The organism is Verrucomicrobiota bacterium JB022, from assembly GCA_030673845.1.
GTDB lineage: Bacteria > Verrucomicrobiota > Verrucomicrobiia > Opitutales > Oceanipulchritudinaceae > WOUP01.
The window spans coordinates 1-25,802 of the sequence record JAUTCQ010000009.1 but is presented as its reverse complement, the minus strand read 5'-3'; the positions used below and the strand labels follow the sequence as shown (position 1 = coordinate 25,802).

The 25,802-nt window shown below is 56.1% G+C and carries 10 protein-coding genes, 1 tRNA gene and 1 pseudogene; 10 read left to right on the top strand and 2 right to left on the bottom strand.

What is annotated here, in order from left to right:
- The first annotated feature begins 1 nt into the window (after position 1).
- Positions 2–94 (top strand) — tRNA-Ser (locus Q7P63_05505).
- 305 nt (positions 95–399) lie between these two features.
- On the opposite strand, the gene Q7P63_05500 is transcribed toward Q7P63_05505, so the two are convergent.
- Positions 400–2,136 carry a hypothetical protein gene (locus Q7P63_05500; protein ID MDP0499539.1) on the bottom strand — a complete coding sequence of 579 codons (1,737 nt, stop codon included), beginning with the start codon at positions 2,134–2,136 and terminating at the stop codon, positions 400–402.
- 293 nt (positions 2,137–2,429) lie between these two features.
- On the opposite strand from Q7P63_05500, the gene Q7P63_05495 reads away from it, so the two are divergent.
- On the top strand, positions 2,430–4,526 hold the full coding sequence (locus Q7P63_05495) for a TonB-dependent receptor (protein ID MDP0499538.1): 2,097 nt from the start codon (positions 2,430–2,432) through the stop codon (positions 4,524–4,526).
- Positions 4,527–4,535: 9 nt separating this feature from the next.
- On the opposite strand, the gene Q7P63_05490 is transcribed toward Q7P63_05495, so the two are convergent.
- Complete coding sequence (locus tag Q7P63_05490; protein MDP0499537.1) at positions 4,536–5,354, bottom strand: AraC family transcriptional regulator; 819 nt, start codon at positions 5,352–5,354, stop codon at positions 4,536–4,538.
- Between the two features lie 1,056 nt (positions 5,355–6,410).
- Here Q7P63_05490 and Q7P63_05485 point away from each other — a divergent pair.
- From Q7P63_05485 to Q7P63_05450, 8 genes and pseudogenes are all read left to right on the top strand, one after another.
- Positions 6,411–19,568 (top strand): Ig-like domain-containing protein, encoded by a 13,158-nt coding sequence (locus Q7P63_05485; GenBank protein ID MDP0499536.1) that lies wholly within the window; start codon positions 6,411–6,413, stop codon positions 19,566–19,568.
- Positions 19,569–20,026: 458 nt separating this feature from the next.
- On the top strand, positions 20,027–20,488 hold the full coding sequence (locus Q7P63_05480; GenBank protein ID MDP0499535.1) for a hypothetical protein: 462 nt from the start codon (positions 20,027–20,029) through the stop codon (positions 20,486–20,488).
- A 49-nt stretch (positions 20,489–20,537) separates the two neighbouring features.
- A complete protein-coding gene (locus Q7P63_05475; protein ID MDP0499534.1) occupies positions 20,538–21,488 on the top strand; it encodes an RHS repeat-associated core domain-containing protein in 951 nt (316 codons plus the stop codon).
- A 5-nt stretch (positions 21,489–21,493) separates the two neighbouring features.
- Positions 21,494–21,808, top strand: coding sequence for a hypothetical protein (locus Q7P63_05470; GenBank protein MDP0499533.1), 315 nt, complete (start codon positions 21,494–21,496; stop codon positions 21,806–21,808).
- A 605-nt stretch (positions 21,809–22,413) separates the two neighbouring features.
- On the top strand, positions 22,414–23,787 hold the full coding sequence (locus Q7P63_05465) for an RHS repeat-associated core domain-containing protein (GenBank protein ID MDP0499532.1): 1,374 nt from the start codon (positions 22,414–22,416) through the stop codon (positions 23,785–23,787).
- A gap of 8 nt (positions 23,788–23,795) precedes the next feature.
- Positions 23,796–24,389 carry a hypothetical protein gene (locus Q7P63_05460; protein MDP0499531.1) on the top strand — a complete coding sequence of 198 codons (594 nt, stop codon included), beginning with the start codon at positions 23,796–23,798 and terminating at the stop codon, positions 24,387–24,389.
- A 410-nt stretch (positions 24,390–24,799) separates the two neighbouring features.
- A pseudogene (locus Q7P63_05455) lies at positions 24,800–24,922 on the top strand (transposase).
- Positions 24,923–24,948: 26 nt separating this feature from the next.
- Complete coding sequence (locus Q7P63_05450) at positions 24,949–25,524, top strand: IS5 family transposase (GenBank protein MDP0499530.1); 576 nt, start codon at positions 24,949–24,951, stop codon at positions 25,522–25,524.
- The last annotated feature ends 278 nt before the right edge of the window (positions 25,525–25,802 follow it).

Below are 25,802 nucleotides of genomic sequence, written 5' to 3'. Positions count from 1 at the left end.
CGGAGAGATGGCTGAGTGGTCGAAAGCGCCCGCCTGCTAAGTGGGTATACGCCTTTAAAGCGTATCGCGGGTTCGAATCCCGCTCTCTCCGCCACTTTATTACCAGTGACTTGCGGCATTTTTTCGAGTCGCAGAAAATGGTAAATCTGACCGTAGCGCAACGGATGATTTTGATCCTGGCTCTGGATTCACTGGCCTAGGTATTCCTGTTCGATTCCTGGCTGCCGCAAAGCGGCAGCGCATACCTTGACGCGATTTTCAGCAACCTTGTTGTCTTGGCCCTCACTCCATCCGCACCTTGAAGGTCACGCGGCCGAGGTCGCCAGCGCCTCCTTGCACACCCGTCGCTATTTCATCTGCACCGTTAAAAGGCGACGGTAGGACAGACGTTTAGCATCCTCACTGGCCAGCAACCTCGTCGTAGATCTGCGAGGGCAGGGCGAGTTGTTGGAGGGCGGCTTCGGCGGCAGCGGGGTCACGCTCATGCCAGCGGTAGTAGACGTTACGCAGGTAGCGAGTCTGTTGGGCTTCGTCCGTGAGCTGCCTCGCCCAGTTCAGCGCCGACGCGGGGTCCGACCTGGAAATGGTTTCCACGATGTTCTCCACCGCTGCCTGCCGGGCCGGGCCTTCCGGCAATTCTGCGATCCAGCTGGATGCGGCGAGGGAGTCATGGCGCAGCCATTCTGCGGTGACGCCGTTGACGGCGGCTGCCTGCACCCCAGGGTCGCTCAGGCTCGTTGCCCAGGCCGCTGCCGCTGCGTTGTCTCGCCGCGCGAAGGCTCGCCCGATGGCGTCGCCATAGGCCGCATTGGAGGATGTGCCGCTTGTGGTTACAAAATATTCAGCCGCCGCGTACGGGTCGCGCTCGGCCCAACTGGAGAATACACGCTGTTGGGCTGCCCCTTGGAGGGCGTCGGGCAAGGTCTGAGCCCAGGCCAGCGCGGCTTGCGGGTTTTCCTGTGCCTTGTGCTGCGAGAGTGCGCTGAGCAGCGATTGCTGTGTGGCGCTATCGGGTGAGTTCAGCAGAAGTTGCTCGGCCGCGGCGGGTTGGGCCCCGACGTAGGATTCGCTGACGATGGAGATCGCACTGTCGCGCTCTCGGCCCGCCGGCAACTGGGTCACCCATCCCCAGGTAGCGGTCGGATCGCTTTGCGACCAGGTGTGTGCGATTTGGAAGACCGAGTGTTCGTAGGCCTCACCAAAGGGCATCTCCGCAACCATGGCCGCAGCTTCGGCGGGATACTTCTGGGCCAGATGTCCGACTGCCGTGGGCAGGATTTCGTCCCGCAGCTTTCCTCGGGTCGAGCTCTGGACCCATGCGAGCGTGGCGCGGGGATCCTGCTCACCAGCCAGGCTCACTGCCATCCGCAACATGTTTTTATGATCAGAGCCTGCGGGCAGGCTTGAGAGGTAGTCCAAACCCCGCAGGGGCTCCTGGCGCGTGAGCCCAGCGACCAGAGAGATCATCGCGATCTCACGTTCGCGGCTTGCCGGTAGCCCCTCGACAAAGGCTTTCGCGAGATCCAGATCGGTATTCACGAGATTGCTCACCAGGGCACTCATCATCGCGCCACGCTCTTGGCCGGGGGATAGGGATTCGATCTGCTGGTATGCCGCTTCCGGGTTCTGCTGGGCCAAATCGATCAGCTGCTCCATTTGTTCTCGCGTCGCTATGGTGTCATCGCTGGCGAAAGTGCCGGGTAATCGAAGTGATTGCTCCCTCCGGATGGTGCGTGAAGGGCTTTTAGCCGCGAGGGATGCAGTATCCTCGTCTTTCCACCTCCAATATTGCATCAGCACACCCATCGCACGATCGCGTGCGCGCCCGGGGGGCAGGGTTGTCAGGTAGTCGCGTGCCTCGTCGGGTGACTGATCCGCCCATGCTTCCACGATAATCGGGATCAGTGGATGCGCTGGGTCTTCCAACAGCCGATCGAGCATCGACTTCAGCTCGGCAGGGGAAAGCTCTGCGATCGCGGCCCGCAACTCCTTTGCCTGATCGGATGGGGTGGCGCTGTGGTTCGTCACCGGGGGTCCCTTTGCCGAGGATCCACGGGGCAGCGGAAAGAGGCGGGCGGACGTAAGGCCCAGCGCAATCCCAGCAACAAGAGTAAGGGGCCAGAGGGGTAGCTTCATGTCGCTAGCCTAGGAAATAGAAAGCCACAGATCAATTCGTAAGTTCAAGAACATAAGGCGGTTTGCTGGGGCATGCTGTGCCAATCCAAGCAGCCGCGCACGCTCCTTTCGCGAACCGGTAGGTGTGCGGCTCGGGTGCTGCTTGTATGGCTTCATTTACCTGCCCCTGGCAGAGGGCTCGGTCGTAAATCCGGCTGGGAGTCAACGGAATCCGTCCTGGAGCGGAAAGCGCCTGTCAGAGTTGTCATAATGAGCTTATGCATAAAGGCTTATTATGTTCATTAGGAAGTTTGATGGCAGCCTCGGCTATTGTCTCGCAGGTTGAGGCCCAAGCGGCCGATGAGGGCAGTGTGGTGGATCTCGCACCCGTTGTGGTAACGGGCACCCGTACCGCGCGCGTGATCACGGAGGCCCCGGTCGCGACGGAGCTGATTTTGCAAAGCGACTTCGATGATTACCACGTAACTACTTTCCAGGATGCGTTGAAGCTCATCCCGTCGGCTCGTTTCGAGAGCGACTGCCAAAACTGTGGGCTGAACCAGATCCAGCTACTGGGGCTGAGCACAGACTATACGTCGATTCTCTTTGACGGTGCACCGCTCTATTCCGGGTTGGCAAAAGTCTACGGCGCGGACCTCTTTCCGGCGATCTTTGTCGACCGCATCGAAGTGGTAAAGGGGGGCAGCTCGGTCTTGTATGGGCCAGAGGCAATTGCGGGCGTGGTCAACCTGCTGACGACGGAGCCGGCGCGGACCGGCTTTGAGACGCGGGCTTCGCTGGAAAGCCTCAAGGGCGATGCGACCCAGTGGGAGAGTTCATTTGCCGCCGACTATGTGCAGTCGGAACGCGCCTACAGCATCAGCGCCTATGGGTTTTATCAAGACCGTGAGGCACTCGATCTCACCACCGACGGGTTCAGCGAATTACCGGAGTTCGAGAACAAGGTCGTGGGTTTGCAGAGCTGGTGGCATCCGGCGGAAAACGGCACCTTGAAGCTGGCCTATCAATATCTGGACCAGGCGCATCGTGGAGGCGACCAGCTGGACCAGCCGGAGGAGAAGGCCCGCGTCGCCGAATCGCTGGCCCATGAAATCCATATGGCCCATGCGGACTGGCACCAACTGCTGACGCCCAATTTCGACTACCATCTGCGAGCCAGTTACCTCTACATCGAGCGCACAAGTTTTTATGGCGCGCGCGCTACCAGCGAGCAGCGTGCCTACGAAAACGCGGGCTACATGGGTGGGGTGACCGACGATTTTGTCGCCAGCCACCAGTCGGAGATCGATGCCATGGCGCGCCGCACCTGGGGGCTGACTGAAAACGCGGTCTACTACCTCGACAGTCAGCTCAACCACTATTGGAGCAAGCATACCCTCAGCTACGGTGTGCAGTATCTTTATGAAGACCTCAAGGACGGCTCGCTCTACGCCGATGACGTGCCGGAGACGGAGGACGATTTCAGCAACCGTAGCGCATTTTTGCAGGACCAGTGGATGCTGACGTCGAAGCTGGAGCTGGTGCCTGGCGTCCGGGTAGATGATCATGACAATGTCGAAGACCTCGTCGTCTCACCGCGGGTTGCCGCTCGTTGGTCTGTTGCGGACGAGGTCACCGTGCGGGCTTCGTGGTCGACCGGTTTCAACGCTCCCGGCGCTTTCAACGAAGACAAGCACATCGGGGTCAACAACGGTGGGGCGATCTATCTGGTGAACGAACCTGGCTTGGAGGAGGAAAGCTCACAGACCTGGAGCATCGGGGCGGAATACCAGCCGCTTGCGCTCGATGGGCAAATGATTCTGCATTCGCAAATCCACTACACGCAGCTCAAGGACACCTTCGAAATCGACGACTCAGGAGAGTTCAGCGGCGACCCGAGCGTTTGGCTGCGCATCAATGGCCCGGACTCCAAGATCTTCGTCTGGGAGAACAACGTAAACTGGCAGCTCCATGAGCGCCTGAGGCTAGACCTCGGCTTCTCGTATATTCACTCGCGCTACGACGAGCCGATCGTCCGTGTCACCGGCTTGACGACCGACGAATACCTGAAGCAGCCCGAGTGGATGGGCAGTCTGGGCCTCTCCTACGAAAACCACGACCTAGTCGACGTGCACGCCATGCTGACTTACACGGGAAAGATGCTCGCAGTGGGCGAAGATGCGGACATCTGGCGCGAAACTCCCGAGTTTTACGTGCTCGACCTCGGGGTCTCGAAGGACTTCCACCTCCTGCCCAACGGAGGCGAGTTAACGCTGGGGCTCGGCGTGGACAACCTCTTCGACGAGCGCCAGAAAGACCAGCAGAACAACGGCGAAGACCGTGACCCTACCTACCTCTATGGCCCGGTACAACCGCGCACGTGGTATGTGAAGCTAACCGCTGCCTGGTAGAAGCCCCGGCTAAGCCAAGTCGCGCGGATTGATCCCGTGCACTTGGCGGAACGCCCGTGCAAAATGGCTGGCGTTTGCGTAACCCACTGCGCCGGCCACTTCCAGCACGGACACGTTCTTCGCTTCCAGTACCCGGCGCGCATGCTCCATGCGCTTCTGGCGAAGATAGCTGAAAACAGTCACGCCGTAGTGCGCCCGGAAAAGCTTCTTTAGCTTGAATTCGTTCAAGCCGTGGCGGCGGCAAAGTGCGCCCAGACTGTGGTCGAGATCCAGGTTTTGGGCCAGATAGGCGGCGACGGCTTCCACCGCCCGCAGATCACGGGCTCGGCATTGGGAATGGGTGCACCCCGGCGTCGTCCACTGCGGCTGCTGGATGACGCGGGCGAGCAGTTCGTGGCAATGCGCCGTGCGCATCAACTCGGGCCCGCAACCGGAACAACCGCTTTGGGCAAGTGAGCGCGCGAGTTCCTCGATGCGGCCATCGCTGTTGCCTTGCGCGCAAAAAGCTACGTCTCGCTGTGGACAGGTAAGGCAGGTCAGTTTGGGGGGCAATTTCGAAAGCCGCTCCAGCAAGCTAAACGGGTAGCCGATGGTGATGCCCTCAGCCCGAGGAGATGCTTGCAGGAGAGAGCGAGCACTGTAATCCGCCAGCAGAGCCCAATGACCAGCGTCTGCCGTCCGCGCGCCCAGCTCCGGAATCTGGAGCTGCAAACTCCCTTCCAGCACCACTGCCAGCCATACGCTGCTGGTGTCGAGGCAAGTGGCGAGTAGATGCAGAGGCAATACGCGGATATTCCCCAGGCACGTCGTTTCAAGGATCGGCGTCATGTGAGAATGAATCTCGAAATCATGCCGTCTTAAAGTCAAGGCCCGCAACCTTTGCCGCTTCATACATCAAACGCGCTACCGGAGAGTATTAGGAGCGCTCCGTCGTGTCGCTGCTATGGATAAACAATTGAGTTAGTCGAACGATGACCTTCTCATGATATGCCGCTATCAGCAGGCGTGGGGATGGGTAAAAGAACATCAGGCTACCGGGGCTTGGCGCTGCGGCTGAATTGAAACAGCAAGCGGAACCGGCTGAAAATCCATAGGTCATAGCTAAATCCCGCCTCCAGCGCTGGGTTGACCGCCAGCAATTCTGGTTCGGAGGCTTATGAGATCGATCGAGGCGAGCATAATACGCCGGATGTTGCGTGCACAGATAACTTGGCCCAAGTGTTCAGGACGGGTGTCTCCCTCTGCGAGGTTTAAGTGCACTTCCTCTCGCCTATGGAGGAAGAGTTAAGGCTTCTTCATCCGGAAGTCTATGGCTCTGAAAATGTGGTGTTTCGATGTATAAAAAGAGCCCGTCAGTAACGGCGCTCTTGGAGGAAAGCGAGGTTGTTTCCGATGGTGAGCTCCTGGGAGCAGTGGCAGAGTGGAGGGGGCTACATCTGCCGCTACCTGTGTGGGCAGGCCCAGTAGAGGCGCGCCGCAAACGGGTAGAAGTTTATACCTGCTTTTATCGCCTGCCCGCGTCAGAGAATTGACGTGCAGGAAGTGATGTTGTGTGGCGACTATTCAAAAACCTTGCCTATGATGCGATGCTCCTTGTTTCACGATCTTTGGCGGGAACACTGGGCATGCTGGGCGGCACGGCCTCGCTTGTTTTCTGGTGACGCCATATCAGAGCGGCCTTCAGGTGGATGGCGCAGGGCGAATTCCTTTCGCCTCTATGACCGGATCGTGTCGGTTCGAATCCAGACGTGATATCTGTATGGTTTCCGGGACGAAATGATGAGGCAAAAATGCCAAATTTATCAGTTGCTTTTCGAGAATCGGAAAACCTAAATGCAGCCTTGGTCGTTTAGATCGTTTTTCTGCTGCTTACTTCCCGATCCTATGAAAATCCTCCCTGTCGCGTGGATGGCGCTGCTTTGTGCCATTTTTGGAGTGTGCCTGGAAGCCCAAGTTCTTGTCTATAAGAATATTGAGTTGAACGGCGTTATTGAAGGAAATGTACTTCAGGTTCATCCCGAAAGCGTGATCCTGAATTCTGGAGCTGAAATATCGGGTGATTTGTATGTCGTTGGCTCTCCATCTATCGTAACGCAGGGTGGTAAGCTAGGTCAAATCGTCGAAGGGGGTAGTGTAGGTGAGCCAATCGGGTCGGTAGTAACGCTGAACCATGGAAGCACACTTGCGACGCTGAAAATTAATTCCAATCCGCCCGTCTGGCCTGCTGCGGCAACGTATTTGCCGCCTGCAGGATCACGTTGGATCACCTTGAGTCTCCCGAGTGACGCGTTGGGAGAGGCTGCGAGCATCAAAGGTCTGACGCTCAATCAAGGTGCGGGCTCTCACGCCTTACCAGCCGGGAGCTACGGTAGTTGGAGCATCAACGCCGGCAGCGCACTGGTCCTGGGAGTTGCTGGTGCGTCCGAGCCAGCTGTCTATTATGTCGAAAACCTCTTATTAAACGCGGGCGGGGCCATTGCCGTGGCGGGGCCGGTCGACCTCCGGATCAAGAATTGGACCAGCATGCAAGGGGTGGTGGGCGACGCCGCCCGGCCTGATCTTCTACGACTGGAGATTGTCGAAGGCGGGCTTACGTTAAACACGGGAGCCGAGGTCTTTGGCGAGGTGCGGGTGGTGAACCAGCGTCTGACGCTCAATGATCGCAGCCGCATCGTAGGCCCCGTTGTTGCCAAATGGCTCACGCTCAATTCAGGCGCGCGCATTGATCAAGCGCCGCTTGCAGTTTTTCCAGAGCCGGTCCCGACTCCGAGCGAACTCACTCCAGATGCATTTCAAGACGACGGTAACCTCGACGCGACCGTTCGTGCGCAGGTGAGGCATTTTCCCACGCTGAATGGGCGTCTTTCGGGGGATCTCCAGCAAATGCTGCCCGAAGGCGGCAGTGTAAACGGGGGAGCGCAGGTGGAGGGTGATTGGTATCTGCCAGGGGATCCTACCATCGTGCAAAATGGCACGCCTACTTTCGCTGGTGTGGCCCCGGGAGCGGGCGCGGCCAGCCCCAGTGGCCATACGCTCTACCTGAATAGCGGCGCGACGCTGCAACACATCGTCACGAGGACGGACGCCACGGAACTGCCGAGGGTGGGGGATTGGACTCCGCCGAGCGGGACGCGCCAAGTAACGCTCAACACACCCTCCGATCTGTTTGGCGACCCTTTGACGCTGCGTGATCTCAACTTGAATTCGAACGTCGGCCTCAAGCCCCTTCCCGCAGGCCGTTACGGGCGCTTTACCGTCAATGCCGGAAGCGGCCTCGTCCTGGGAACCACCGGTGCCGAAACGCCGGAGGTCTATTCCTTCGAGAGCCTGACGCTGAACGGCAACAGCCAGCTCGAGGTTGCTGGGCCGGTGGTCATCCGCCTGCGCGACTCGCTGACGATCAACGGCAAAGTAGGAAGCTCTGCAAACCCGGCTTGGGTGCGCCTGGAGGCTCGGGGAGACGTGACGCTGAACACGGGCTGCACCGCCTACGCCATCGTGATTGCTCCTGATCGCCATCTGATGGTTAACGGACGTCTGAGAGGGAATTTTGCCGTCGATCGTCTGACCCTCAATAGCAGTGGCCGTATCGATGTATTGGCTCCTTTGAATGGTTCCGTAGGGCCAGAGCCAGAAAACCAGACGCCGGTAGTCTCAGACCAGGCTTTCCAAACTGCCGAGGGAGCGCCTTTGGCCGCGTTGCTCGTCGCCTTCGACCCGGATGGTGACGATCTTGCTTTCGAGATGGTGGAAGCGCCTGCGCACGGCAGATTGCGTCTACAAACAGATGGCAGCTTCGTCTATGAGCCTCCGCCTGGCTTCCACGGTTCCGATACATTCGTCTTCTCGGTCTCCGATGGTGCGCTCTCCGGGCGTGCTGTTGCGGTCATTACCGTCGCTGCCGTTAACGACGTTCCGGTAGCGCAGGATCTCGCATTCACCACGCCAGAGGATACGGCTCTGGCTGGGCAGCTTGCAGGGCAGGATGCAGATGGTGATGCCTTGACCTACACCTTGGTCAGCGGCCCTGCTTACGGTCAGGTCGTGATCCAGGCAGAAGGTGGCTTCACTTATACGCCGCCTCTTAACTTCAACGGTAAAGACACCTTCATCTATCAGGTGTCAGATGGTGAATACGTCGCTACTGCCATCGTTTCGATCGAGGTAGAGGCGGTGAATGACGTGCCCATCATGGCAGACTCAGCGCTGGAGACGATCGAAGATGTTGCAGTGGTAGGCCACTTGACAGCAACAGATGTGGATGGAGACGAGTTGCGTTTTTCTTTGGTCGATGGTCCGTCATTCGGTGCGGCAATTGTCGCTATGGACGGCAGCTTCCGCTACGAGCCTAGGGTCAATTTCAACGGGCTCGATTCCTTTCGCGTCGCAGTTTCGGACGGTGAATTGTCGGCTCAAGCGCAAGTGGTTGTGACCGTTGCCCCGGTCAATGACGCGCCCCACGCCATCGCGGCTACTTACACGACGCCAGAAGATACTGTACTGAGCGGTTTGCTTTCGGCCACCGATGTCGACGGCGACGCACTTTCATTCGCACTTGTTTCCGACGTGCAGCATGGGAGTCTTGGGCTGGTAAGCGATGGCAGCTTTCACTACACGCCAACGACCGACTACTTCGGGCCCGACAGCTTTACATTTTCCGTCTCCGACGGGCAGACGTCTTCCAGTGCGAAGGTGACGATCGAGGTTGAGCCTCGAAACGATGCGCCGGTGGCGGAAGATCTTTTCCTCGAAACGGATGAGGACCAGTCGCTGTTGGGAACGATTCCGGCGCATGACGTCGATGGCGATCACCTCACATTCACGGTTAGATCAGCTCCTGAGAGAGGGATCATTACTTTCATCGCGGGAGCCGATTTCCGATACGATCCTTTGCCGGGTTTTTCGGGCACTGACGGGTTTGAAATCCTGATTTCAGACGGGGAAGCTTCGGTGGTAGCTACAATTGTGATTACGGTCCGGCACATCAACCATGATCCGTTTTTCACCTCGACTCCCATTACAGCTGTCGAGGTCTCCGAGGAGAAAGGTGCTTATATCTTGGCAACATTTCGGGACTTTACTAGCTCGCACCCCGACATGCAATGGACGCTCTCAGGGTGGGTAAAGAATCTGGTTATGGATGCCTTGGGAGACGATGGAACGCCGGTATTGAATACTGCGATCAGTCAGAACGCGATACAGAGTGAGGATAGCTTTTACCAATGGTTTCATGATGTGCCTGGAGTAAATGAAACTGCGCGGATGCCCCTGTTCCTAGCGGAAAAGATTCCGGGTTCTGGCATCTACGAGTTCCAGAGCAGCCAATTCTTTCCTTTGACGTCACGCTTGCTCGATTTCGGTTCAACTGAGCTAAACCGCTATTTCACGATGACAGGCCATAGCACCTTTACCTATCGTGGAGGCGAACAGTTCTCGTTTAGAGGGGACGATGACGTTTGGGTCTTTATAGACCGTAAACTCGTGGTCGATCTGGGAGGCGTGCATGGCCCAGTCGAGGGCAATGTAGACCTCGACACATTGGGACTGACCGTCGGTAAAACCTACGATTTCGACATCTTTTTCGCTGAGCGTTACTGCTGTGGCTCCAACTTCTTCCTTACCACCAGCCTTGAACTGGTGCCGCCGCCTCACTATCAACATCGTGTCCAAGCGAGTGATGAAGATGGTGATTTTCTGACCTATCACCTCATTGAGCATCCTGTAGGGATGATGATCGACGCACAGAGCGGGATGATCTCCTGGTCACCCGAAAGCCAAGGCGCTTTCAAGGTGGTCATTGAAGTCAGAGATGACAATGGGGGGCGATCTCAGCAAGAGTTTGGTATAGTTGTAGCACTTCCGCTTGAGACGCGTCCTCGTTTCTTGAGCAGGCCTCCCTTCGCGTTTGGTGTGGAAGGGGAATGCTTGTCGGATGAATTCCGCTACTTCCCGGTAGTTGAAGACGTAGACGCCATACCTTACGAGCATATATTTACACTTTTAAGCGGGCCTTCGGACGCGGTCTTGGATTCGAAGACGGGCCTTTTGACTTTCAAGGTGACAGGAGATACGCCGGCATTCGTACCTGTATCCATTATGGTGCTAGACCGAAATGATGAATTTTCCATTCAGGAGTTTACCGTCGAAATATTGAACCGACCTCCCTTGATTGAGCCGTTGGATCCTATTTTATTAAGCGCGGCCGACTTTTATGATACTGTGGTTTGGATAGAGGCGGCGGCTTCTGATCCTGATGAGTCCAGTGAAAATCTTACGTATTTCTGGCATGTCTTGAGCGCTCCGACCACCGGGGAAGAGTCTCCAGATGATCTCGTTCTTGTTGATGAGCCCACATCGCCGGGCACGCGTGCGACCTTTTTACGCCAAGGTGTTTACCTGTTGGAGCTCGAGGTGTCCGACGGAATAGCTGTAGCCCGCCAGCGGCAGGAAATCAGGATTTCGGAAGACTGCGAACCCTCTCCTTCCGGTCTGATCGCCTTTTGGGATGGCAATGATGGGTACCATGATTTGATTGGTGATGTTCCTTTGGACGGTGGCGAATGTGGCCACTATTCAGAAGGTAAGTTCTTGGGAGGATTCTCCTTCGATTCCAGGCAAGAGCTTGAGGCGAGAGTTCCGCATCTTGCGGAGCAGATCGCCGAAAGTGAGGAGGTTACCGTCGAGTTTTGGTTTAAACGAGCCGGGGCAGGCGTTGATGGCATCTTCCGGTGGGGGGATTTGGGTGCACTCTCAGATTACAGCGGAAGCAGATTTTATTGCGCCTACCCCACAACAACCGGGATTGCTACCCCCTACGTATCGGTCGCACTGGGGATGGAATGGCACCATGTGGCGTTTCTCCTCAAGAAGGAAGATCATTCGTTTGAGGTTTATCTTGATGGGGTTCGCATCTTCAAAGTCGTGAATGCCAACCTCAATCTTATGCTATCCGATGTTTTGCGGCTAGGCGGCTATGATCACCGCAGAATGACGGGGTCGCTGGATGAATTTGCCATCTATGACCGTGTCTTAACAGGAGCGGAGATTGTGTCGCTTTATCAAGGTAAGGGTATGGGGCGCTGCCCGGTATATCTGCCAAATAGTGCACCGATGGTGACGATAGAGGAAGATCTAATGGTAACGACTGTTGGAGATCCGCTGCCGCTGAATGGTGATGTAAGCGACGATGGTGCTCCGCTGAACCAGTTGTGGATGGAATGGGACGTTCTTGAAGCCCCTAATTCTACAGGAGTTGAAGATCCCCGCGAACTGGTATCTTTTAGTGATAGGAATGTGCTGGATCCCCAAGTAAATTTCACCCGTCCCGGCACATATCGGCTGCAGTTGGAAGTGTCCGATGGGTTAGCTTCAGGAAGGGATGAGGTTACGGTCCGGGTTGATGATTTATGCACATTTGACTCACCTCCAGATCTCATCGCTTTCTGGGATGGGACTCGTCGCTGGGATCAGCTTGGTGCCATAGAGCTTGATGTTGTTGCTCCGCTGGCCTTCATGCCAGGCATTTATACCACTGGGTTTCACTTTGCCAATGGTCAGGAACTTGAAGCGGATGTAGGTGCCCTGCTGGAAAGTATTGCTGAAACCGGCGAAGTTACTGTCGAGTTTTGGATGCGAAGGAGCGGTGCAGGAACGGACGGTCTGTTTCGTTGGGGAGATTTTGGGGTATTGTCTGATTATAACGGGGCGCGGCTATACTTTACCTATCCTGTTGCAGGCGGATCCTCTTCACCTTACGCAGGAGTTGCATTGGGCACCGACTGGCATCACATGGCTGTTGTCCTCAGTGAACCAGAGCAAAGATTGCGGGCTTTCGTGGACGGGAAGCAAGTTTACACACTGGCAAACCCGGATTTGCGAACGCGTCTTTCCGAGACGCTTTTGGTAGGGGCATACGACCATAGACGACTAAACGGAGAGCTTGATGAATTCGCCATCTATAGTCGCGCACTGGATGCCGCTGAGATCGGAGCACTTTACAAAGCAGGTGGATCCGGTAGGTGCCCGGTGGGATTTTTAAATGAAGCTCCTCTGATCGATATAACCCAGGATCCACTTGCGGGCTCAGTTGGTGAATCAATAGGACTCGGGGCTAGCGTGTCGGACGATGGATTACCGGGCGGGGATGTCGTTACGGAGTGGAAGGTGTTGATGGGGCCAATCGCCAATGGTGAGGAGCCATCCGGACTGGTTGCGTTCAAAGACGTTAGATTAGCGGCTTCGACGGCTTCTTTTGCGCGGGCCGGTAGTTATCTTCTGCAACTAACGGCAAACGACGGTTTGGCTTCTGTAACTAAATTCATAAGTGTTCGTATCGATGAGCCGTGCTCGGTTGATTCTCCTGAAGGTCTAGTCGCGTTCTGGGATGGAAATAGCGATTTTGATCGGAAGGGTAACCTTGAAGCCCGGAGCCAAAATCTGGCAGGCCACGACGCGGGCATTTATCTCAATGGGTTTGGCTTTCAGGGAGGACAATCGTTTTTGGTCAGCTCTGGCGAGGCGGCTGCTCAAGTTGAGCACGCCGGTGCCTTGACAGTAGAATTCTGGTTTAAACGTGACGGGGCAGGGGTTGATGGCCTCTTCCGTTGGGGCAATGTCGGCCTGCTTTCGGACTATAATGGCGCGAGAATCTACTGCACGTATCCTACCGTATCAGGCTATACCACATTTTATGTCGGCTCCAGCCTTGGCACTGAGTGGCATCATATTTCGGTGGTCTTGGATCAGAGCGAAAGCAGTGTCACTCTGTATCTCGACGGCATTCAAGTTTACCACCGGATCGACGGGAGCATGTTGTTGGAAGTGGCAGAAACGCTGATCTTTGGAGCTTTTGACACACGCACTCTGGCCGGCCGAATTGACGAACTGGCAATCTATAGCCGAGCTCTGTCCGGCAGCGAGATACAGTCTATTTACGCGGCCCGTGGGGCAGGGCGTTGTCCGCCTATACCTACGAATCTTGCTCCTTTTGTAGATGCTGGCGATTCTTCGGTCGTCACTTGGCCTCAGGATCGCATCTGGCTACACGGAGTCTTTGCTGACGATGGTCTTCCAGAGGGAGGAGGGGTTTCCACTGGTTGGACCGTGGAACCTGCGCAGGGGGCCGCAATAATTGATCCCTCTGCTCTCGATACGGAGGTCGTTTTTTCTGTGCCTGGCGACTATACCTTTACCCTCACGGCAGACGATTCCGAGCTTCAGGGGAGCGACAGCGTTACGGTATCCTACCGCCTGCCTGCCAATACGGCTCCTGTTGTCGATGCCGGAGCGGACCGCACGGTGGCGCTGCATGCTCAAGTGACGCTTGAGGGTTCGGTCAGCGACGATGGGTTGCCCCTGCCGGCGACTCTGACGGCACAATGGTCGCTCGTGAGCGGGCCAGGCAATGTTTCGATCACCCAACCCAACGCTATTGCCACCCAAGTGAGTTTTGATACTGAGGGCACCTACGTTCTCGCGTTGTCGGCCTCTGACGGCGATTTGACCGGGATTGATGAAGTTACCATTATCGTCGAACCGCTGCCCAACCAGCCTCCGCAAATCGATGCTGGTCCGGATCAAAAGGTAACGCTGCAGGCGGGCGCGCGTCTGGTGGGCCAGGTGGCCGACGACGGCCTGCCCTTGGGCGGTTGGATTACGGCAAAGTGGCTCTTTATTTCGGGTCCTGCGCCAGTGGAAATCGAGCTGCCGCAGGGGCCAGAAGTCCAAGCTTACTTTTCAAAAGCGGGCACCTATGTGCTTCAATTTTATGTGTCCGACGGCGAGCTCTACAGCCTCGATTATGTGACGATTGAGGTCGTGCATGGCCCGGAGGTGGCTTGGCTCTCGCCAACAGACGAGGCCGTGCTGAAGCCAGGACTACCCCTGACCCTAATGGTGCGAGCCACGGACGCCGACGGGACGATTGCGCAAGTCGAGTTATTCGCCGACGGCCAGTCTCTTGGTTTTGCAAGTGCCGCCGGTGGGGACACGTTCACATTATCGCTTCCAGACAACGAAGTGCTCGCACCCGTAAGTCATTTGACGGCGGTCGCTACCGACGATTCCGGCTTCGCCAGCGACCCGATGGGCATTACTCTTTATGTTTCAGACGATAATGCACCGCCCTTTGCGGAACTCACTTCTCCCGCTGCGGACTCTATTGTGACGGCGCCGACAGCGGTGGTGGGCACCGTCACCAGTGCGCTGCTGGAGCAGTATACGCTGGCACACCGGCTTAAGGGCACCAGCGAGTGGACCGTCTTTGCAACCGGCACTCAAGAAGTGACTGCGGGGGTGCTCGGCACATTTGACCCGACGATGCTTCGCAATGGTATCTACGAGGTTCAACTGCGGGCGGTGGACGTTCTCGGGCGCTCCTACAAGGTGGCGCAATCCGTGGTGGTCGACTCTCAGATGAAGGTGGGCCATTTCGCATTAGCATTTGAGGATTTGCAGTTGCCGGTGAGTGGCATCCCTGTGCAGATACTGCGTAGCTACGACAGCCGTGGTGAGCTGCAGGGAGATTTCGGTCGTGGCTGGGATCTGGGGCTCCGAGCGGTTCAGGTCTATGAAAACCACGCTCTCGGCTCCGAGTGGTATCTGGATGCCACGAGCAGCGGCCTGTCCGGGAGGTGGGTTTTCCGGCCCGTCCGTCCGGCAATTGTGACTGTGGTGCTGGGAGATGGGCAGGTGGAGCAGTTCGAAGCCTACACCGAGCCTCAGGGTACCGTCATCGGCCCGCAACCGACGGCGGCTGTGCTGCGTTTTCGGCCCATTCATGGCTCGGTCGGCTCTCTGGCACTGACTGCCGCCAATCCAAGCTTCCCGCTGGTCGACGACGACGGCGACGGGATCTACCAGATCGATGACTTTGGGGCGGGGGTGCTGGATCCGGAGGCATATGTCTACACGGCCCTGGATGGCACGCGGTTGGAGATTGCGGAGGTCTTGGGCCTGCGTAAGGTAACGGACCGCAACCAGAACACGCTCAGGATTACGGAGGATGGCGTCTTCCACAGCAGTGGGCGTTCGATTGCGTTCACCCGCGACGGTGCTGGTCGGATCACGCGGATCGAAGACCCGGACGGAAACGCATTGGCCTACGACTACGACACCGAGGGGCGTCTGGTGAAGTTCACCGACCGCGAAGGCAACGACCCGGAGAGCCCGCTGTATGGCACCTTTACCGAATATCGCTATGAAAACGCCGCCTTCCCGTATTACCTGACGGAGGTCATCGACCCTCGTGGGGTACGGGCGATCCGCACCGAATATGACGAGCAGGGGCGGGTGATCGGGCAGGTGGATGCGGAAGGCTTCCCGATCACGCTCGAGCACGACATTCCGACGCGCAAGGAAGTGATCGTGGACCGTCTGGGCTTCGAGACGGTGCACGAATACGACTTCGAGGGCAATGTGGTCGCGACCACCACCGTCGATCCCGAGAACCTGGAAGGACCAGGGCTGACAACGCGGATGGATTACGATGTGCGCGGCAATGTGACGCGAGAAGAGGACCCGCTGGGCAACGTGACCGAGCGCACCTACGACGCACGCAACAACGTGCTGAGCGAAACGCAATACTTCACCAACGCGGAGGGCGAAGTGGCCGTTGCCACGACAACCTACACCTACGATGCGAACAGCAACCCGCTGACCATCGAAGACCCGAATGGCAACGTGACGGAGTTTGCATATGACGCCGCTGGCAATCTCACGCGCATGGAAGACGCGTCGGGTAATGTGACCGCCTTTGCCTACAATGCCCGCGGCGACCTCACGAGTATGACAGATGGGGCGGGTAATACGACGGCTCACGAATACGACTCTCTGGGCAACACCACGCGGACGGAGCTGCGCGACGCCAACGGCAATGTCCTGCGGGTCAGCAGCTATACATATGACAGCCGCGGCAATCAGACGAGCCAGACGCAGCAGCGCACCGTTTACGACGCCACCGGCACGGCCTTGGAAGTAGAAACGGCGACGACGCAGTATGCCTACGATCGGAACGACCGCGTGGTGCAGACGACTTATGCCGACGGCACCACTTCCCGCGTCGAATACAATGCGATTGGCAAGCAGGCGCGGACGATCGACCAGCTGGGCCGCCCCACGACCTACGCCTACGACGCGCGTGGCAATCTGATCCAGACGACCTACGCCGACGGCCGCTTCGATTCCACGGTCTACGATGCGGAAGGTCGCTCCCTTTCGCGCACCGATCGCGCTGGGCGCACCACCTACTACATCTACGACGCGCTGGGCCGGGTGGTGCGCACCATCTTGCCCGACGAGACGATGCCGGCCGATCCGGCAGCGTTGAGGAATGTTGAGGCGGTCCTCGCGGCCCCCGAGCTGCAGGACAACCCCTTTACCAGCAACGACTACGACGCATTGGGTCGGGTGGAGACGAGCGTGGATGCGCTGGGCCATGCGACCTTTTATACCTACGACGATCAGTGCGGTTGCTCGGGCCGTCGCGGCGCGGTGACGGACGCTTTGGGGCGCGTGACGAAGAGCTTCTTCGACGCGGCGGGCAACCAGGTCGCGGTGGAAGATGCCCTCGGCCGCACCACTTCAACGACTTACGACGCGCTCAGCCGCCCGACGGTGACCACATATGCGGACGGAACGACGACGGAGACGGTCTACGATACCTTGGGGCGCCGCGTCGCCTCGATCGATCAGAAGGGCAAGCGCACCGACTACGGCTACGACGCGCTGGGGCGCTTGCTGACGGTGACGCAACCCGCCCCGGAGGCTGGGGGCGATCGACCGGTTACCACTTATGCCTATGACGAGGCGGGCAACGTGACTGCCCAGACCGATGCGGAAGGGCACACCACACGCTATGGTTATGACGTGATGGGCCGCCGCACCTGGCGTGCCCTGCCGGAGGGGCAGGTGGAGCACTATACCTATCATCTGAATGGCGCCTTGACCACCCGCACCGATTTCAACGGCTACACCACCACCTACACCTATGATGGAATGGATCGTCTGGTGACGGAGGAGGCTGACCCTTCGCACCCGTCGCTGATCTATGCCCATGCTACGGCCAAGCTGGAATATACCTATGATGGCACCGGGCAGTTGACTTCTGCCGCGACTTACAACTACCTGGACGAAGTTCTGCACCGTGAGATTTATGCTTATGATGCGCAAGGCCACCTCATCTCAAAGCAGTCGGCTGAAGGCACGCTCACTTATAGCTACAACCCCGCGGGGCAGTTGACGGGCGTCGCTTCGAATAATGCGAATGGCGTTCAACTCGCCTATGACTACGATGAGCTGGGTCGACTGGCGCAAGTTTATGATCACGGGGCGCAGCAACCGCCGTTGGCGCACAGTTACGCTTATGACGAGGTGGGCAACCTAGCTGCGATGACGTATGCCAACGACATCACGCATGTCTGGAGCTACGGCTCACTTTACCGCCTTACCAATCTGGATATCAGTCACACGGACGGGCGCACCTACAATAGTTATGCGTATACGCTCAGTCGCGGCGGGATGCGCACGCGGCAAACCGAGACGAGCGGTCGGGTGGTCGACTATGTCTACGACCAGCTTTATCGGCTGCAGCGCGAAACGGTGGCGGACGATCCCCACGGCAATAACGGCAGTGTGAGCTACACCTACGATGACGTGGGCAACCGCCTGACGCGTGCCTCGTCGCTGGCCGGGGTGGGGGCGCAGACCTTTGGTTATAGCGCGAACGACTGGCTGACGCGTGATGCCTACGATTTCAACGGCAACACGACGCTGAGTCCCGCAGGCACGGACGTCTACGACTACCGCAACAAGCTGATCCGCCGCACTACCGGAAGCGGGGAAGTCATTGATGTGTCGTATGATGTCTACGGCGACCGCTTTGCGAAAACGGTCGGTGACGCCACGACTTACTACCTGGTGGACCGCAACAACTTGACGGGCTACAGCCAAGTGTTAGAAGAGTTGGTCGAAGACTTTACCGGTTCTTTGACTGTCCAGAAGGTGTATGCCTACGGGCATGATCTGATCAGCCAGACGCAGCTGCTACCGCAGGGGGCTCCGGATCACTGGGAAACGTCGTATTACCTCTACGACGGCCTCGGCACGGTGCGCGCCCTCGTCGACGAAGCGGGCCTGGTGACGGATGCCTACACCTACGACGCCTTCGGCCTCCTCTTGAGCGCCACCGGCCACGGCACCCCCAACGCCTACCTCTACACCGGCGAGCAATGGGACGCGGACCTCGGGATGTACTTCCTGCGTGCGCGCTACCTCAACCCCGAAACCGGCCGCTTCCACACCCTGGACACCTACGAAGGCTTCCGCTCCGACCCGCAAACGCTGCACAAGTATTTGTATGCACACGGGAATCCGGTGATGGGGGTGGATCCGAGTGGGATGTTTGCTCAGGCGTATTCACTTTCTTCAGCCTCGGTTGGCCTCGCCCTGCTGGGGGTAGTGGCGCTCACATACATGCTTCATATGGAAACGGCAGCCATTTCTGTGCCTTGGCCGTCTATTAATGTGTGGCCAGATGAGGTTGAAGCGCCTCCTTCCAGTGTAACGATACCGCTTGATATGCGGAAAGAAGTGATGGAGACGAAATCTGGCACGGTTTCAGTCTCTCAGGCTCAGCGGATTCGCAGTAAAAAGGGTGATTGTAAGGCCGTAATTGGAGAAAATTGGAAACGCGTTGCTCACGCGATCTCGAACGCATCCACACCAATGTTTCAAGCTGAGGCATTCATCTGGGATGAGGAGGGAGATCAATTTTTGCAGGAGTTAGCTGAATTACGTCCGATGTCGCCATTATGGGCACCTGGAGGCAGGAGTGATTTAGGAGCGATGGAAATTGCTAACTTCGCTTGGATCGAGAATATTATGTCGCGGGGTTGTCTTATTTATGACATAGGATTTGATACTTCAAGATCCAGCAGAAATTCTTCAAGTTTTCTTCCAGGTTACTACCTATCCGAGCTGGAATGGACTAGATTTTATCCCAATAAGAGCTTTTATTTGTATCCAAATGGAAGCCAACTTAAGTAACGTATGCAACTTATAGCTGATTGCCGCATTTCGCGCGGGAGTAGCAAAATTAGGGTTTGCGTCGTCTCAGAAAATGACGGCGTTTCTAGATTGAGTATTATTGAGCATGCCAGTAACCAGCGGATGCGAACTTTAACTGTTGAGTATTCTGAATCAGCGATTTCGGTGAAATGTCGCACTTATAAGGAAGGGAGATTCGGCTATGGAGTATATCGAGAGTGCAACCCTCGGCTCCGAATGTTTAACTATGCATTGCTTCTGGAAGCTGAAAAAGCAGATCCTGTTTTAGTTGAAATCTTTAGTAAGCTAATACAGCGGTTAAGTCAAAATGAACCCACGGGCTAACTGTAGTCGATGATTTGTCTCTATGCCAAATTATGAATGTTCTTTGAAAGATGGCGATTGTGTCGTTTTCCAACTGCAATCTCCCTGCTTGTTTTCAGGAGCGAAACTAACCCGTGGGCAACCGTCTGACCCGTGCCTCGTCGCTGGCCGGAGTGGGGGCGCAGACCTTTGGTTACAGCGCGAACGACTGGCTGACGCGTGATGCCTACGATTTCAACGGCAACACGACGCTCAGCCCGGCAGGCACGGACGTCTACGACTACCGCAACAAGCTGATCCGCCGCACTACCGGAAGCGGGGAAGTCATTGATGTGTCGTATGATGACTACGGCGACCGCTTTGCGAAAACGGTCGGTGACGCCACGACTTACTACCTGGTGGACCGCAACAACTTGACGGGCTACAGCCAGGTGTTAGAAGAGTTGGTCGAAGACTTTACCGGTTCTTTGACTGTCGAGAAGGTGTATGCCTTCGGGCACGACCTGATCAGTCAGACACAGCTGCGCTCCAACGCCTGGGAAACGTCGTATTACCTCTACGACGGCCTCGGGACCGTGCGCGCCCTCGCCGACTAAGCGGGCCTGGTGACGGACGCCTATAGCTACGACGCCTTCGGCGCTCCTCTTGAGCGCCACCGGCCGCGGGACCCTCAACGCCTACCTCTACACCGGCGAGCAATGGGACGCGGACCTCGGGATGTACTTCCTGCGCGCCCGCTACCTCAACCCCGACACGGGCCGCTTCCACACGCTGGACACCTACGAAGGTTCGCGCTCCGACCCGCAAACGCTGCACAAGTACCTATATGCGCACGCGAATCCGGTGATGGGCGTGGATCCGAGCGGGATGTTTACGTTGGCGGAACGGATCGTTGTAGCTGCCGTAATTGGGACAATGGCAAGCGTTACTGTAGGCGCAGTAGGGCTGAACAGAGTAATTCAGCATGGCTGGCACAATCCTGATGTTTATTTTGGAGGAGTAAGAGGTCGTATAGGAGGCTCCACTTCGATGGGCGTGGGATACGCCCTTTCTTTGGGAGGGATCGCATTGTGGGATAAAGCTGATTTATATCTTTCCGTAGCAGGAGGAGCAACCGTGTCGTTTTTTTCCGCTCCTGGAAAAGTAATGCCTAAACCTAAGGGTCTTGAATCCATGTTTGGGATGATTTGGGGCAAAGGGGTTTCAAGTGGGTTTGGCTTTAGTGGATTTACCTCTTATTTCTCTGCTGGTGCGCTTCGAGTTGCGCTCATCGGATTAAAATCCGTAATTCCTGAACAAGTCGTCGAATCGCTTCGTACGGTGGCGATGGCAATTCAGCGAAGCGGTATTGAGGCCCGGATAAGTATTACCCCCTCGATGACGAGTGATGGAGTTGCTGCAAGTTTCTCAGTGTTTCAAGGAGGGAAAGCTGGAAATAGCCCAATTGGAATAGGCGTGCTATCGTTTCGTGGCGCGGTCAATGTATGCGATACCATTGACGAATTTGGGGGCTTAATAAATGATTTTAACAGGTATGCCACAGCGCTGGAGGATCCTGAGAAATTTATCGACTATGTCAGGAGTTTTAATTATTGAAACCTATGAGATTATGGTTGCTTTTATTTGTTTCTTTTTGTCCCTATCTTTCGTTTGCGCTAAGCGGCAGCTTGATGGTGACGCATTGTCTATGCTGGATAGGTCTGGTGCTGTTCATTGTCCGCTATAGACGTTTGAAAAATGAAGAAAGAATGAATTTTGCCCCACGCGTGGCAGCACTTGTTTCGATTGTAAATGTGATAGTTTTTGTTGCTGGATTTGTGGTTGGGGAGATGGCTTCATATTCGTTTATTCTCGATTTATCGTGGGTAGGTTTTACTGCGGGATGGTATTCTGTATTTTCAATAATGGAAAGATAGCAAAGGATTAAAGTGCCCCTTCGATTGTTAACACAGCGGGTTCCTTTCTGCTTGCCCCAAACGCCTCAAGGCAAAGACCGCGCAACTTACCGCATCTACGGCGAGCTCGGATAACCTTTACCAGCACCAGCCATGTCATGGCGTATGCCAATATGACTGATACAATGTAAAATTAACGCCATCGGCATCTTCTTGGCGGCAACCGCCCCATTCTGATCATCACGCCCCTCGTTTCATCTGCGAGCAGTAGGTCTTGATTGACTCAGCCTCCAACGGCTCCGCAGTCTGCGTTTCATTCTTTGATATCGTTTTTTAGGGTCAATCGCCTGCATCTCACTAAACATAACAACGCCTTGCCCGCCTCGTAGCGCTTATCTCGGTGAACCATTTGAAGCCGGTAGATATGCGAGCGCCATGGCTATGTAATTTGTATCGTTATGGATAGAGTCTAGGCGTCAGCCGCCTCGGGTCTGCGCACGCGGCAAACCGATACGAGCGGGCGGTTGGTGGACTACGTCTAGGACCAGCTTTACCGCCTGAAGCGTGAAGCCGTCACCGGCGACCCGTATAGCAACGACGGCAGCGTCAGCTACACCTACGATGAGGTGGGCAACCGCCTGACGCGTGCCTCGTCGCTGTCCGGGGTAGGGGCGCAGACCTTTGGTTACAGCGCGAACGACTGGCTGACGCGTGATGCCTACGATTTCAACGGCAACACGACGCTGAGTCCCGCAGGCACGGACGTCTACGACTACCGCAACAAGCTGATCCGCCGCACCGCCGGCAGTGGGGAAGTCATTGATGTGTCGTATGATGTCTACGGCGACCGCTTTGCGAAGAGGGTCGGGGGCGCCACGACTTACTACCTGGTGGACCGCAACAACTTGACGGGCTACAGCCAGGTGTTAGAAGAGTTGGTCGAAGACTTTACCGGTTCTTTGACTGTCGAGAAGGTGTATGCCTACGGGCACGACCTTATCAGCCAGACGCAGCTGCGCTCCAACGCCTGGGAAACGTCGTATTACCTCTACGACGGCCTCGGGACCGTGCGCGCCCTCGCCGACGAAGCGGGCCTGGTGACGGACGCCTACAGCTACGACGCCTTCGGCCTCCTCTTGAGCGCCACCGGCCGCGGGACCCTCAACGCCTACCTCTACACCGGCGAGCAATGGGACGCGGACCTCGGGATGTACTTCCTGCGCGCCCGTTACCTCAACCCCGAAACCGGCCGCTTCCACACGCTGGACACCTACGAAGGTTCGCGCTCCGACCCGCAGACGCTGCACAAATACCTCTATGCGCACGCGAACCCGGTGGTAGGGATCGATCCGAGTGGGATGTTTCAAGAATATTCCCTAGCTGGACAAGGCGTTAAAGTAGCCGTAACGATGCAGGTAACCCTTGGAATTTATGCGGTTGCTGGAATGCAGGCTTATAGTAGTTACCAAAGTGCAGTCGCGTCTCAGGTTATTACCGAAATACGGCGACTTGTTCCGGATGGACTGGATTCTAAACAGGAAGAACGCATAAAAGTCGCGATGGCATCTGATCCACATAGTAGTCCGCGGTCAGTTTTGACGAGGTTGAGGAAACGTGATTCAGGTGATTGCCCGGATTTCTATGTAAGCGCAAGCCGCTATGCTGAGGTTGCTGCACATGATTTGAGTGCTCAAGTGTTGGGGTTGCCCAAGCGCCTGCATGTGGGCCCAAGGAATACTGCGGAGTGGGAAGATTTTAGAGATAGGAATAGATCTTTGGCTCAGCGGCGAGTCAGGCAATGGTACAAAGGCGCAAGGCAGTATGGAGACTTCGACTGGCACGAATATCCATATGCCGCTACTATTGAGGGAGGCTTGGGTGCGGTGTCTTCGCTGGTGGATCGTAGCCAAAATCAGTTGCACGGGGGAGACTTGAGTCGTTTCTTCGCTGAATATAACATGAAGCTTGGTGATTGCTTTGATGTGTTGGTAGTTCCTTGATTAGATCTATGATAAATCATACATTTCAATTGCTTATTCATACGTATAAGCGTGCAGGTTTTTCAATAGCTGATGCGCTTGAGGAAGCTGTTCCGGTGCGGTCTGATATGCTAGAGGATTTTAGTTCTCGGGGGTGGAGCTTACCTAAGGAGCTGAAAGATCTATATCTTTATAAAAACGGCATTTCAGATGATTGGGTCGGTGAGAATGCGTGTATGTTACCAGGTTTTTTCTTCCAACCCTTTGAAAGATCTATGAATGTATTCGAAAGGGATGCTGAAAGTCATTGGCAGACTAAAATGTTTGAATTACTAATCGATTTTGGCGGTGATTGTTATTGTGTTCCAATTCATAAGGACGAGGTTGAATTCGCTCCCGTTTATCGTTGTTCTAGTTATTCAAGAAGCGATGTTTCACGGTATGATTCTATTGAAAGTATGTTTGTTACTATTATAAATCTGATTGAGGAGGGTGTTTATGAAAATGAGGATGGTGGTTTAGTCGTGAGGGCTGGTTGCAGAGGTGTTATAGACAGGGTTTCTGCGGAGCTTAATCCTAATTCGACCTACTGGCGTCAGCGGATGCGAGGAGTCTATGAATGAATGAACGAATGAATGAATGAATGGCTAATCAAGGGGTAGCGCTCCCGCTGCGACTGGAGGGGCATAACCTTTACACATTCCAACTGCGCCATGTCGTATGCTAGTATGGCTTATGTAATGTAAATTGTGCCATCGACACGTTCTCCACTGCAACCACCCCAATTTTGCGGCTGATCTTCAAGATTTCAATAGGGATGCGTTCTGTATAAACTTCCAAGCGAGCTATTTGGATTTATTGCTGAGAACCAGGAGGCTGGATGCAGCTTTGTATAATATCTACGATGATATTGCTTTAGAAGCGGTTTCAAAACTCGCAGAAAAAGCTTGTACTCTGCGGCAGATCGTTAAACTGAGTGAGCCATTCGAATCGCTTTATCACTGACGATCAATGGGATAAAATCAGCGAGCACGTGCCGCCACGGGCGAAGACGGCGCGGCCGCGCTGCGACGACCGTGTGGTGCTGGAAGGCATCTTGTGGGTGTTGAAGACTGGAGCGCGTTGGCGTGATCTGCCCAAAGAGTATCCGAGTGCCTCGACCTGCTGGCGCCGCTTGCGTGATTGGGAGGAACTGGAGGTCTGGGAGAGCATCTGGGAAGCCTTTCTGCGGGAACTCGATACGCAAGGGCTGGTGGACTGGGAGCAGTCGTTCGTCGATGCAAGCTTCTTTCCGGCGAAAAAAGGGGCGACGGAGTCGGCAAAACCAAACGGGGCAAAGGAACGAAGTGCATGGTGGTGGCAGACGGCCAAGGTCTTCCTCTTTCATGTCGGCTCGCGAGCGCCAGTCCGGCCGAAATCACGCTTCTCGAAGACGCTGTCGACCACCTCAAAATCCGTCGCCCCTGGGGTCTCAAGCTAATCGCAGACCGCGCCTACGATAGCGATAAGCATCGCAAGATGCTCAAGCATAAGGGCTTCGATCTTATTGTCCCTCACCGCAAGGGCCGTGTCAGGCCAATGACCCAAGACGGCCGCAAGCTCCGACTCTACAAGCACCGTTGGAAAATCGAGCGCACTTTCGCTTGGTTCGGATCTTTCCGCAGGCTACTCGTGCGCCATGAGCACCACCTCAATATCTACCATGCCTTCTTCATGATCGCCTGCGTTATGCTAACGATGCGCAGGATGAAGTTTTGAAACCACTTCTACTGCCTTCACTAACATGGTGGCGGCGGCCGAAAAGCTGCGCACAGCGTTCGCCTGATACGGCCTCCTCCCTGCCCGAGCCGCGAAGCCTACCTGTTCCCCAGGCAGGCTTTTTTTGCCGCTAAGAAGTAAGCGTCACTCCAAGCACCGTGGGGTCTGACTAGCGTGATGTATCATAGATGTCATAGGTTTGGAGGTATGACATCTATGAGTGAGGCCGAGTTGGAGATCCTGAAGCAGGACGGGTTGGGTCGCGTGCGGGTGCCGCG